Below are 12,661 nucleotides of genomic sequence, written 5' to 3'. Positions count from 1 at the left end.
TCAGTCGACCAGGGCCGCGTCGATCCCGGAGAGAGGCACGGGAAGCCAATCGGGGCGGTTGCGCGCCTCGTAGACCGACTCGTAGACGGCTTTGTCGAGCACGAGGGCTCGAAGGAGCACGGGATCGAGCGCGACCGCACCCGGCGTGCTCGCGTACGCCTGGAGAAAGGCGCTGCGGCAGGCGGCGGACCACGCCGCCGCACCCGGGGCCTCGCCGACCGCTCCCGCGTAGTCGAACGAGCGCAGCATGCCCGCCACGTCGCGCGGCGGGAGATCGGGGATCGCCCGCTCGGTCATCGGGCGCAGCGGCTCCCCCTCGAAGTCGACGAGGCGCCAGCCGCCGTGCGGTACGGCGATCACCTGACCGAGGTGCAGATCCCCGTGGATGCGTTGCAGGTGAGGCCACGTCCGCTCGAGTGCGGCGCGGTAGACGGCCTCGATCGCCGGAAGGCGGTCGGCGACCGCGGGAACCTCTGCCGCCGCGATCCGAAGTCGCCGCCGCCAGGCGACGCCGACGGCGGCGACCGCGTCCGGGTCGGGTGCGGATGCGCCGAGAGTCGCGCCGAGGGCGCCGTGGACCCCGGCGACGGCGGTCCCCAGATCGTGCGCCGCCTCGGTGAAATCGCGCCCCTCCCGCGCCGCCTCCAGCGCCACGGACCAGCCGTCGCGGACCCCGCGCAGGAACTCCTGCGCGAACGCGAGCGTGCCGCGCGCGACGCCGGATTCGCGCCCCACGTCCGGCCACTCGGCATCCAGACTGCCGTAGAACCGGGGGACGTACGGCGACCCGGCGGCGCTCAGCACCCGCTGCACGGTGACGTCGGGGTTCTCCCCGTGGTGGAGGGTGCGGAAGAGCTTCATGATGATGGACGGCTGGCCGTCTTCCTCGAAGATGATCGAGGTGTTGGACTGCTCGACGGCCAGCACCCGCGACCCTGTGACGCGACTCACGTCGACGCCCATGGCCTCGAGGGTGCCGATCGCGAACGCGCTCTGGCGCGCCGCATCCACGAGGAGCCCGTCGACCGTCCGGCCGATCACGTCGTCGCCCTCGGTCGTGTGCGAGACGACGCCGACGGGCACGTGGTACAGCGCCGGGAGCGTGCCGGCGTCGTCCATCAGCAGGTAGCGGGTGGCTGCCGGGGCGGGTTGGGCATCGAGCACGCGGAAGCGCGGCTCATGGCTCTTTCCGGCATACCACCGCTGCTGCGCCACCCAGGTGCCGACTTCATCCGTGATGTCCACGCTGTCCACCCTGGTGGCTGGCCGTCCCTCGAGAAAAGGGCTGGACGCGCGCGGCCCTCAGGGCTTACGCGAGCCGTTCACTCCGCGGCCTGCGCCACCCGGATGTTGACGTTCTCGGCAGAGAGCACCTCGCGGACGACGAGCATGGCCGCGCCGAGCACCGCCGCGCGCTCGGCGGTGGGCGATTGCACGATCGCCAGGTGCTGGGTGGCGAGCGGGATGGAGCGCCGGTAGACCACCTCGCGCACGCCGGCCAGGAGGTGCTCCCCGGCGCGGGCGATGCTTCCGCCGAGCACGATGACGGAGGGGTTCAGCAGGTTGACGACCGCCGAGAGAACCTCGCCGACGTCCCGTCCGGCTTGACGCAGGGCATCGATGGCGGCCGCGTTGCCGGAGCGGACGAGCTCGATCACGTCCTGGCTCGTGTCGGCCGCGACCCCTTGGGCGCGCAGCGTGGCCGCGATCGCACTCCCACTGGCGAGATCCTCGAGGTCGAGTTCCTCCGAGCGACGGCCGCGCGACGCGCTCGCGTGAGGCACGCGCACGTGACCCATGTCGCCCGCGGAGCCCTGGGCGCCGCGCTGCAGGCGTCCACCCGCGATGATTCCCGCGCCGATGCCCGTGGCGACCTTCACGAAGATCAGATCCGTCGTCTCGGGGAAGCTCGCCGCCTGCTCGCCGAGCGCCAGCAGGTTGACGTCATTGTCGACGAAGACGGGGACGTCGAACGTGCGTCGGATGTAGGAGGGGATGTCGAAGCGATCCCAGCCGGGCATGATCGGCGGGTTGTACGGACGACCGCTCGAGTGCTCGACCGGACCCGGGACGCCGATCCCGACGCCCGCCAGAGGAATGGCGGCGAGAGTCGCATCCTGCAACAGTGCTGTGCCTTGCTCGGCGACGTGGTCGAGAACGGTGACGGGTCCGCTGGCGATGTCCATGGGATGCGTGACCGAAGCGAGGATCCGACCGCTCAGATCGGAGACGGCGATCGTGGCGTGGGAGGCTCCCAGATCGACCGCGAGCACGAGACCCGCGCGCGGGTTGAACGCGACGCGAGAGGGTGGTCGCCCGCCGGTCGACGCCGCCTCTCCGGCAGGGGAGACCAGGCCCGAGGCCAGCAGCGCGTCCACGCGCGACGACACGGTCGAGCGGGCGAGGCCCGTGAGATGGACCAGGTCTGCTTTGGTGCGCGCGTGACCGTCCAGAAGAAGCTGGAAGATGTCGCCGGCGCCGGCGGGAGCGCTCCCCAGGGCTCTGCCCGCGTCCGTCATAGGGGTAGTAAACCACACGTGTTTTGCGGAGGTCTCCTCGGGCTTTACCGGACCGTTATGCGACTTTTGACAGATCACTAGCAAAAGATGCTTGGTCTGTGTCAGAATCGCCGACATGACAACGGACGTCACCAGCCTCGAGATCGGCACCCTCCGATCCGGCTTCCTCGGCGGGGGCTTCATGGCCGCCGTTCACAGCCGGGCCGCGCGAGCGGCGGGGGCTGCGACGGCGATCCTGGCGAGTTCGACGGCGGAGCGTGCGGCGGTCGCGGTGCGCGAACTCGGCATCGAACGCCCCGCTCGGGATATCGAAGAGGTCCTTGCCAGCGATGCCGACGTCGTGCACGTCTGCACCCCCAACGCGACGCACGCGGGGTATGCACTGCGCGTCATCGACGCCGGGAAGCATGTCATCTGCGAGAAGCCGCTCGCGACGACCGTCGAGGATGCGCGAGCGCTGGCAGCCGCGTCGCGCGAGCGCGGGATCGTGGCCGCCGTTCCGTTCGTCTACCGCTATCACCCGATGGTGCGCGAGGCCCGGGCCCGGGTGGCCGCCGGCGAGATCGGCGATCTGCTGACGGTCGACTGCGGGTACCTGCAGGACTGGATGCTGCTCCCGGGCGATGACGACTGGCGTGCCCGTGCCGCCGACGGCGGCCCCTCCCGCGCCTTCGCCGACATCGGTTCGCACCTGTGCGACCTCCTCGAGTTCATCGCGGGAGAGCGGATCGTGCGGCTGACCGCGCGCACCCGCCGCGTCTTCGCAGAGCGTGGCAGTCGTCCCGTGACCAACGAGGACGCCGTCTCGATCCTGGTGGAGATGAGCTCCGGGGCGATCGGCACGCTGCTCGTGTCTCAGATGGCTGCGGGCCGTAAGAACGCGCTGACCATCGAGCTCCACGGGGCTCGGGCAAGCATCCGATTCGACCAGGAACGGCCCGAAGAGCTGTGGCTGGGACACCGTGAGGGCAACCGACAGCTGCTCCGCGACCCGCAGACCGCGCAGCCCGGGGTGTCGCGGTTCTCCCGCGTCCCTGCGGGCCACGCTCAGGGCTATCAGGACGCCTTCAACGGATTCGTCGCCGACGTGTACGCGGCGATCCAAGGGCAACGGCCGGAGGGGCTGCCGAGCTTCGACGACGGCGTGCGCGCTGCGCAGCTCACCGAAGCGGTGCTGACCGCGGCGGCGGAAGAACGCTGGGTCGACACCCCCGTGGACTGAGCTCGCCCACTCGAGCAGAGCTTCCTGATTCACCGTAGAAGAGGAACACAGATGACCGACAACTTCGATCTCGTGATCGTGGGCTCCGGACCCAACGGCGCGATCATCGCCCGTCAGGTGCACGAGGCGGCCCCGGATGCCACGATCCTGGTGCTCGAGGCCGGGCGTGAGATCACCGACGTCCCGGGCGAGCATCTCGTAGAAGCCGACGAGACCGCCATGAACGCGTCCTACGACGACCTCATGCGCCGCGCGCGTCAGATCGAGTACGTCAAGGATGCCGTCTCGATGAGCGCGATCGAGGGCGACGGATGGGACCCCGAGTCGTCCGGCGTGTTCCCCGCGGCCTTCTTCGGCCACAACTTCGCGGCGTTCCCGGGGGCCTCGGTGTCATGGAACATCGGCGGGATGGGCGTGCACTGGACCGCCGCGACGCCGTGGCCCTACGCCGAGGAGATCCCGGCGTTCATCGACCGCGACGAGTGGGACGACGACCTCGAGACGGCACGACGCCTGCTGCGCACCTACGTGGGACCTCTCGTTCCCGGGAACCCTTTCACCGAGCCCCTGATCGCAGCCGTCCGTCGAGCCGTACCAAGCCCCGATCCCGCTCGAGAAGCCGGCTACATGCCCATGGCGGGCGTGCCCCGAGCGGGCCGGCCGTTCGCTCGCACCGGTCCGCGGGACATCGCGCCCTTCGTGTTCGACGCGAGCGTGCCGAACGTGCAGCTGCGCTCCGGCGTGCTCGTGCACCACATCCATCGCGACGGTGCCCGCGTCACGGGGCTGTCGTATCGCGACCTGGTCACCGGCGAGGAATCCACCGTGCAGGCGAGACGGGTGCTGGTCGCCGCGGACGCATTGCGCACGCCGCAGCTGCTGTGGGCATCCGGCATCCGCCCGGCACCGCTGGGAGCCTTCCTCAACGAGCACGCCACGGTCGACGGCGAGGTCGACATCGACGCCGCTCGTCTCGGCCTGACCGATGCCGACATCGCCACGCCGGCCCCGGGGGAGCCTTTCATCGCCTCGCTCTGGAGCCCGTCCATCGGCGCCGCGCGCCCGACGCACGGTCAGCTCATGGAGCGGGTCTTCGAGGGACGGCACAAGATCAGCGTGGGCTTCTACTGCGCGACGGAGATCCGTGCCGAGAACAGGATCGAGTTCTCGGACGAGTTGACCGATGCCTTGGGCATGCCGCACATGACCGTGCACTTCTCATACTCCGAGGCCGATCTCGAGCAGATCCGGCGCACCCAGGAGGTGCAGCGGGCGGCGGCGGCGGTGATCGGCGACTTCCCGACCGACGATCGTGCCGTCCAGCCTCCCGGCGCCTCGCTGCATTACACCGGCACCGTCCGGATGGGCACGGACGACGACGGCACCAGTGTCGTCGACACCGACGGCCGTGTCTGGGGCTTCGAGAATCTCTTCCTCGCCGGCAACGGCGTCATCCCGACCGCCCTCACCTGCAACTCGACGCTGACCGGTGCCACGCTCTCGGTGCGCATCGCGCGCGCGTTGGCCGCCTCCCTCTGACCCCGTAACACCCAACCAACCAAGGAGATGATCGCGATGCACATCCACCTCTCTTCGCGACACCGGGCGACGATGCTCGGAATCGCGCTGGTGGCATCCAGCGCACTGTTGTTGACCGGATGCGGCCGCAGTGACGCGGGCGCCGCCGGCGGCGGCGAGTCGGTCACCGTCGACGACGGGCCGGCGACCGGCACGATCGAGATCTGGACGCAGGGCGCCGATGGCGCGGAGCTGCCCCAGATGTTCGACAAGTTCACGGCGGACAACCCGGACGTCAAGATCAACATGACGCAGATCCCCGCGGAGGAGTTCGCGTCGAAGATGACGGCGGCCATCACCGCCGGAACCGTTCCCGATCTCATCTACGCCTTCACGGAGACGCAGGCGTCGCTCATCTCGACGGGCGGCTTCGATGCCGTTCCCAACGGACTCGTCGACCCGGACGACTTCTTCCCGGTGATCTGGGACAACTCGGTGTACGACGGCGTCGCCTACGGCGTGCCCTGGTACGCCTATGCGGACATGGTCATCTATCGCACGGACCTCGCCGAGGCGGCGGGAGCCGAGGCGCCGACCGACTGGGACGGCCTGCGTACCTTCGGCGAGAAGCTCAAGGCCTCGGGCGTCGAGTATCCGCTCGCTCTGTACGTCGCCTACGACGACTACACGGCGCGTCAGCTGCTCACCTTCTCGAAGCAGAACGGCGGCGATTTCATCTCGGACGATCTGTCCACATGGACCATCAACTCGCCCGAGAACGTCGAGGCGCTGGACTACTGGGCAGGGCTCATCAAGGACGGCCTCGCCTCGCCGGACGGTCCCGCCTTCCTCGACACCGTGTCGTGGACGTCGACCGGTAAGAACGCGGCGATCATCGACGGCGGGCCCTGGTTCGTCGGCTGGTTCGACGATGCGAACGGCGCCGGGTGGGCAGACAGCCACCTGTCGCTGAGCACGATGCCCGTGGGTCCCGGCGGCGACGCCGCGACGACCGTCGGTGGCGGCAGCTGGTTCGTCCCCTCGGACTCGAAGAACAAGGACGCCGCGTGGAAGTTTGCACGCTTCATGTCGCAGCCGGAGAGCCAGGTCGAGTGGTTCCAGATCTTCAAGAACATGCCGGCGGTCAAGGCCGCGTGGAACGACCCGGCGCTCGCCGACGACCGCCTGCTGCAGACGGTGCAGGCGGGGCTCGAGACCGGAGTGACGCTGCCGAAGGTCCCGACCTGGACACAGGTGGCGACCGTCATCGGACAGCAGATCGAGAAGGTCGTGCGGGGCGGCGCCTCGGCTCAGGACGCGCTCGACGAGGCGCAGTCCCAGGCCGAGTCCATCGGGATGGGCGACTGATCCGCCCATGTCCACCACCGCCACTCGCACCCTGGTCACCTCGGAGGCGTCATCGCGACGCCTCCGAGGGGCCGGGCCCCGCCAGAACCGTCTTCGAGGCGGCCGGAAGGTGCGCGAAGGCTCGCGGGCGGAGACCACGACGGCGTGGCTCTTCCTCACACCCTTCCTCGCGCTCTTCCTGGTGTTCACGGCCATTCCCGCCGTGCTCGCCGTCGCGGCGAGCCTCACCGACATCTCGGCCCGTGACATCCGCGATCCGTTCGCGGTCGACTTCACCGGTCTCGACGGCTTCGCCGCGGTCATCGGCAATCCCGGATTCCAGAGTGCGTTCTTCAACACCGTGCTGTTCGTCGTGCTGTGCGTGCCGATCAGCATGGCGATGGGGCTCGCCCTCGCGCTGATGCTGAACAACGGCATCCGCCGGTTGCGCAACTTCTTCCGCGCCGCCGCCTACGTCCCTGTCATCACCAACATCGTGGCCGCCGCCGTGATCTGGCAGTACGCGTTCTCGATCACGGGCCCCGTCAACACGACCCTCATCGACCTGGGCCTGCCCGCCCCAAACTGGCTGGGCGACCCGGGCTGGGCGGTCACGACCGTCGTCATGATGGGCGTCTGGCGGACCACCGGCACCTGCATGGTCCTCTTCCTCGCCGGCCTGCAAGCCATTCCCGAAGAAATCTACGAGGCAGCATCCACCGACGGTGCGGGGCCGTGGCGTCGCCTGTGGTCGATCACTCTGCCGCTGCTGCGCCCCACCACCCTGCTCGTGACGGTGCTGCAGACGGTGTCCTTCCTCAACATCTTCGAAGAGCCCTACCTGCTGACCAAGGGCGGTCCGCTGGGCTCCACGAAGTCGATCGCGGTCTGGGTCTACGAGCAGTTCGGGTTCGGCAACGTGTCCGCCTCGATGGTCGGTTCGGTGCTCCTGCTCCTGCTGGTGGGCATCGTCGCGATCGTCCAGTTCCGAATCCTGAGGCCGAAACATTGAAAACGATCTCGCCGACGCGTCAGGCGTTGAACTACACCGCGCTCGCCGTCATCACGGTGTTCATGCTGCTGCCCTTCGTCTGGGTCCTCTTCGGATCCTTCAAGACGCAGGCCGAGTTCCTCGCCTCCCCTGGAGCCTGGTTCCCCGAGTCGCTGCAGGTGGGCAACTACATCCAGCTGTTCGCAGACCGGGGCTTCGGCACCTACATGATCAACAGCATCATCGTGTCGACCGTCGCGATCGTGGGCAACGTGCTCTTCAGCGCGATGGCCGGCTACGCGCTCGCGAAGCTGCGCTTCCGCGGACGGGGCCTGGTGTTCCCCTTCGTGATCGCCTCGATGATCGTGCCCTACGTCGCGCTCTTCGTGCCGCAGTTCGTGATCGTCGTGCAGATGGGGCTCGTCAACTCGCTGGTCGCGATCATCCTGCCCGTGCTCATCCTTCCGCTGTGCGTGTTCATCATGCGCCAGTTCGCCCACAGCGTGCCTTTCGAGCTCATGGAGGCGGCGCGATTGGACGGCGCGGGCGAGGCGCGGATCTTCTTCCGGGTCTTCCTGCCCCTGACCGGGCCGGGCCTGGCCACCGTGGCGATCCTGTCTTTCCTGACCTCGTGGAACAACTTCCTCTGGCCGCTCGTCGTCGCGCAGTCGCAGTCGACCTACACGGCTCCGGTCGGATTGTCCGTCGCATCCCAAGCCTCGAACACGATCTCGTTCGGGCTCCTGCTGGCCGGCGCGATGGTCGTCCTGCTGCCGATCCTCATCCTCTTCCTCTTCCTGCAGAAGTACTTCATCCAAGGCGTCGCCGCCACCGGACTGAAGTGACGAAAGGACATCCCGCATGGCGCTGAAAGACCTCAAGTTCGCCCTCAACCCGATCCAGTGGATCAATGTGAAGGCGGATCCCACCGATCCCGACAGCGCGAGCCTCTGGCGCTTCGCGGACCCGGCCTTCGTCGCCGAGTATCCCGATGTCCTGCGCGAGATCCGCCGGGCAGGCTTCGCTGCGACGATGATGGAGGTCCTCGACACTCAGACCCTGCAGAACTACGCAGCCATGGTGCGAGACGCCGGCCTCATCCTCGCTCCGGGATACGTGCAGATCCCGCTGCCCGGCGATCACGGCAGGCGACTCGAGCGCGGCAGCTTCGAGCGCATCCACTGGTTCGACGGCGTCCGCCGCAAAGCGGAGGAATCGAACTATGCCGGTCTCGGCACGATCTTCGTCGCTGCGGAGGTCGATCAGACCGCTGTGCGCTGGCGCCGGCCTGCGGTCGGCGCGGACTTCTCGCAGGATCGTCTCGACGAGCTCATCGACGTGATCGACGAGGCGGTGGACGTGCTCAACTCCGAGGGCATCAGACCGGGTCTGCACAACCATGTCGGCACCTGGATCGAGACCGAACCGGAGATCGAGCAGGTGCTCGACGCGATCGACTCCTCCCGCCTCGGTGCCGCCTTCGACATCGGTCACCTCGAGTGGGCGGGCATCGACGCCAGGCGCACTCTCGCGCGGTGGGGCGACCGCGTGCAGGACCTGCACCTCAAGGACCTCGACCTCGACCTCGCCCGCCGCAGTCGCCTGGAGGGCATCGGTTACGAGCGGGCGACGGATCTCGGGCTCTACCTCGAGCCCGGGCTCGGAGGGATCGATCTCGTGGGCGTGCTGGAGGAGCTGCCCGACGGCTGGGACGGCTGGGTCATCGTCGAGGTCGACCGTGCCAGCATGGATCCGGTCGAGAGCGCCCGTCACACGGCCCGCTGGGTCGCCGAGATCACGGCCTAGACGCCGCGAGAGCAGAAGAAAGGAACGACGATGACGCTCACACGCGACCACTTCTCGCTGAACACCCTGCAGTGGATCACCGTGTCGCTCGGCGATGCGTCGGGCGAGCCCGGCAGTGTCGGCTGGGAGTTCGACCGCCCCCGTTTCCTCTCCCGCCAGCCGGCGGTGCTGGAGCAGGTGCGTGATTCCGGCTTCTCTGCGGTGATGCTCGAGGTGCTGCCCACCCAGACCCTGCAGCGCTACGCTCGCGTGGTCGCCGAGTCGGGGCTGCGCGTCACCCCCGGCTACGTGCATATCGGCCTGCCCGAGGAGTTCGGCCGACGCTTCGGGATGGATGACGACGACCATTTCCGATGGTTCGACGGCATCCGACGTCGCGCCGAGGAATCTCTGTTCATGGGCCTCGACCGCATCTTCCTCGCCGCGGACATGGCGCCGGGGCGCCCCCGCATCGACGAGGCGGCGGCCATCGGCCACGCGTACGACGCCGCCCGACTCGACCGTGTCGCGAACGTGATCGGTGAGGCCGCCGAAGTCCTCGTCGCCGAAGGGGTCACCCCCGCCCTCCACAACCACGTCGGCACCTGGATCGAGACGGAGGACGAGTACGAGTACGTGCTGGACACGGTTTCGCCCTCTCTGCTCGCGGCGGGCCCGGATCTGGGTCACCTCGCCTGGACGGGCGTGGAGGTCGTCGACTGGGTGGCGCGTCACGCCGATCGCATCTCCGACCTCCACATCAAGGACATGGATCTTCAGCTCGCCGCCGCGGCCCGTGAGACGCCGACGCCGTACTTCGACGTCATGGCGCAACGCTTCTTCCTCGAGCCGGGGCTGGGTGACGTTCCCCTGCGCGAGGCGCTCGCCGAGCTTCCCGCCGACTTCGGCGGTACGGTCCTGATCGAGGTCGACAAACCCAGCATGGAGCCGTTCGCCAGCGCGCGTCGCAGCTGGGCCTGGGTCGCCGAGAACTACCCCGCCCCCGCACACATGGAGGACCAGCGATGAGCACGCATCCCGTCACGTTGTTCACCGGTCAGTGGGCGGATCTCCCGTTCGAGGAGGTGGCGCGTCTTGCGGCTTCTTGGGGGTATGACGGGTTGGAGATCGCGGCGTCGGGTGATCATCTGGATCTGCGTCGTGCGGATGAGGATGATGCGTATGTCGCGTCGCGGCGGGAGATCCTCGATAGGTACGGTCTGCAGGTCTTCGCGATCTCGAATCACCTCGCGGGTCAGGCGGTGTGCGATGCGCCGATCGATTTCCGGCATGAGGCGATCGTGCGTGAGTACGTGTGGGGTGATGGGGATGCGGAGGGGGTGCGTCGGCGGGCGGCGGAGGATATGACGCGGGCGGCGCGGGTGGCGCGAAAGCTCGGTGTGGACACGGTGGTGGGGTTCACGGGGTCGTCGATCTGGCCGTATGTGGCGATGTTCCCGCCGGTTCCCGCATCCGTCATCGAGGCCGGGTTCGAGGATTTCGCGGCGCGGTGGAATCCGATCCTGGACGTGTTCGACGGTGAGGGTGTGCGGTTCGCGCATGAGGTGCATCCGGGGGAGATCGCGTACGACTACTGGAGTTCCGTGCGGGCGTTGGAGGCGATCGATCACCGCGGCGCGTTCGGTTTCAACTGGGATCCGTCGCACATGATGTGGCAGAACATCGATCCGGTCGGGTTCATCTGGGACTTCCAGGACCGGATTTATCACGTGGACTGCAAGGACACCAGGATGCGGCCGCGTAACGGTCGTGCGGGGGTGTTGGGTTCGCACCTGCCGTGGGGGGATCCTCGCCGGGGGTGGGACTTCGTTTCCACCGGTCACGGTGACGTTCCCTGGGAGGACTCCTTCCGTGCGCTCGAGGCCATCGGCTACACCGGGCCGATCTCGATCGAATGGGAAGACGCCGGCATGGACCGCCTGCACGGCGCCGCCCAGGCGGTCGAGTTCGTCCGGAGCCTGCTCTGGCCCACACCCACCGCCTCCTTCGACGACGCCTTCCGGAATCAGTGAGGTGGCGGGAACGCTTCACGCGTGAGGCGCTGGCGCGATCCTTCGCGGCGCTGCGCGTCGGGGACTATCGCCGCTGGAGCGCTGCGCAACTGCTCTCCGCTGCCGGCGGTGCGATGTCGCAGATCGCGGTCGCCTGGCTGGTGGTCCAGCTCGGCGGCAATGGTCTGGCCCTGGGCCTCGTGACCGCGAGCATGATGGTCCCCACGCTCGTACTGGGACCGTTCATCGGAGCGCTCGTCGACCGGTTCCCGCGCCGATCCGTGCTCATCGTCACGGCATCCGCGCAGATGGCGATCGCCGCCTGCCTCGCAGGGCTCGCCTTCGGCGAAGCGCTGCAGATCTGGATGCTGGCAGCGCTGTCTCTGGCGCACGGCGTGGCGTTCGCCGCCGACAATCCGGCGCGACAGCTACTGGTGCTCGACATCGTCGGTCGCGAGCGCATCACGAGCGCCGTGAGCATGAACGAGGTCATCATCAACGGCGCGCGGGTGCTGGGGCCCGCTGTCGCGGGCCTGTTGCTCGTGTTCGCCGAGCCCGCGTGGTGTTTCGTGGTCAATGCTCTGCTGTTCGTCCCCTCGCTCCTCGTGCTCTGGCGACTGCGGGTCGCTCCTCGGGCGGCGACGGTGCCCGGCCCCGCGGGTCCGGGTCGAGGGGCATGGGGATTCGCTGCGCGCACGCCCGCGGTTCGCTCGACGCTGTTGCTGGCCGTCTGCGCGGCCGCCGGTTACAACATCGCAGTCGTCGTGCCGCTGATCGTGGCGGATGTGTTCGGCGCCGACGGCGGCACCTACGGTCTGCTTGCCGTCGCCTTCGGGCTCGGGGCGTTGCCGGGAGCGTTCTTCTCGGCAACGGGGCCCACCACTCCCCGAGGCCGCGAGGTGCGGGTTCTCGCCCTGGCTATGGGAGCGGCGGTTCTCGCGGCGGCCCTGTCGTGGACGCTGCCGAGGCTGTTCGTCGCGCTGGCGCTCGTCGGGGCCGTCGTGATGTGGTTCATCGCCCGTGCCAACGCGCTCGTCATGCTGGCGACGCCCCCGTCCATACGCGGCCGCGTCATGGGTATCTGGGCGATGGCGCTGCCCGGCTCGAACGTCGTGACGGGGCTCGCAGTGGGCTCGCTCGCCGAGGCGTTCGACCCCCGTGTCGCCTACGGCGCCGTCGGAGCCGTGACGGTAGTGGTGGCCTGCTCGTGCTGGCGTGCACTGACGCGTATCCCCGGGACCCCCTCACCCTGACGGCCCTCGCGTCC

General features: G+C 68.6%; 11 protein-coding genes. 9 read left to right on the top strand and 2 right to left on the bottom strand.

What is annotated here, in order from left to right; genetic code table 11:
* Together AC1VNH_RS09150 and AC1VNH_RS09145 are read right to left on the bottom strand one after the other, a co-directional pair.
* On the bottom strand, positions 1-1,245 hold the full coding sequence (locus AC1VNH_RS09150; protein ID WP_483110991.1) for a phosphotransferase: 1,245 nt from the start codon (positions 1,243-1,245) through the stop codon (positions 1-3).
* A gap of 77 nt (positions 1,246-1,322) precedes the next feature.
* Positions 1,323-2,519, bottom strand: coding sequence for an ROK family protein (locus AC1VNH_RS09145; protein WP_483110989.1), 1,197 nt, complete (start codon positions 2,517-2,519; stop codon positions 1,323-1,325).
* Positions 2,520-2,634: 115 nt separating this feature from the next.
* On the opposite strand from AC1VNH_RS09145, the gene AC1VNH_RS09140 reads away from it, so the two are divergent.
* From AC1VNH_RS09140 to AC1VNH_RS09100, 9 genes are read left to right on the top strand one after another with little or no spacing between them, the layout of a single operon-like run.
* A complete protein-coding gene (locus AC1VNH_RS09140) occupies positions 2,635-3,741 on the top strand; it encodes a Gfo/Idh/MocA family protein (RefSeq protein ID WP_483110988.1) in 1,107 nt (368 codons plus the stop codon).
* Positions 3,742-3,792: 51 nt separating this feature from the next.
* Positions 3,793-5,280, top strand: coding sequence for a GMC oxidoreductase (locus tag AC1VNH_RS09135; protein ID WP_483110987.1), 1,488 nt, complete (start codon positions 3,793-3,795; stop codon positions 5,278-5,280).
* A gap of 36 nt (positions 5,281-5,316) precedes the next feature.
* Complete coding sequence (locus AC1VNH_RS09130) at positions 5,317-6,627, top strand: sugar ABC transporter substrate-binding protein (RefSeq protein ID WP_483110986.1); 1,311 nt, start codon at positions 5,317-5,319, stop codon at positions 6,625-6,627.
* Between the two features lie 7 nt (positions 6,628-6,634).
* On the top strand, positions 6,635-7,618 hold the full coding sequence (locus tag AC1VNH_RS09125; protein WP_483110985.1) for a carbohydrate ABC transporter permease: 984 nt from the start codon (positions 6,635-6,637) through the stop codon (positions 7,616-7,618).
* Positions 7,615-8,442 (top strand): carbohydrate ABC transporter permease, encoded by an 828-nt coding sequence (locus AC1VNH_RS09120; RefSeq protein ID WP_483110983.1) that lies wholly within the window; start codon positions 7,615-7,617, stop codon positions 8,440-8,442. The genes AC1VNH_RS09125 and AC1VNH_RS09120 overlap by 4 nt, the downstream gene beginning before the upstream one ends.
* A gap of 16 nt (positions 8,443-8,458) precedes the next feature.
* Positions 8,459-9,403 (top strand): sugar phosphate isomerase/epimerase family protein, encoded by a 945-nt coding sequence (locus tag AC1VNH_RS09115; protein ID WP_483110981.1) that lies wholly within the window; start codon positions 8,459-8,461, stop codon positions 9,401-9,403.
* Positions 9,404-9,433: 30 nt separating this feature from the next.
* Positions 9,434-10,411: a sugar phosphate isomerase/epimerase family protein gene (locus AC1VNH_RS09110; protein ID WP_483110980.1), complete on the top strand. Its 978-nt coding sequence runs from the start codon at positions 9,434-9,436 to the stop codon at positions 10,409-10,411.
* Positions 10,408-11,415, top strand: coding sequence for a sugar phosphate isomerase/epimerase family protein (locus tag AC1VNH_RS09105; protein WP_483110978.1), 1,008 nt, complete (start codon positions 10,408-10,410; stop codon positions 11,413-11,415). Before AC1VNH_RS09110 ends, AC1VNH_RS09105 begins: the two co-directional genes overlap by 4 nt.
* The gene (locus AC1VNH_RS09100; RefSeq protein ID WP_483110976.1) at positions 11,412-12,647 is read left to right on the top strand and encodes an MFS transporter; all 1,236 of its coding nucleotides are present in this window, start codon (positions 11,412-11,414) and stop codon (positions 12,645-12,647) included. Before AC1VNH_RS09105 ends, AC1VNH_RS09100 begins: the two co-directional genes overlap by 4 nt.
* The last annotated feature ends 14 nt before the right edge of the window (positions 12,648-12,661 follow it).

This window comes from Microbacterium sp. KU4F (assembly GCF_056868075.1).
This window is presented reverse-complemented; position numbering and strand designations above follow the sequence as displayed.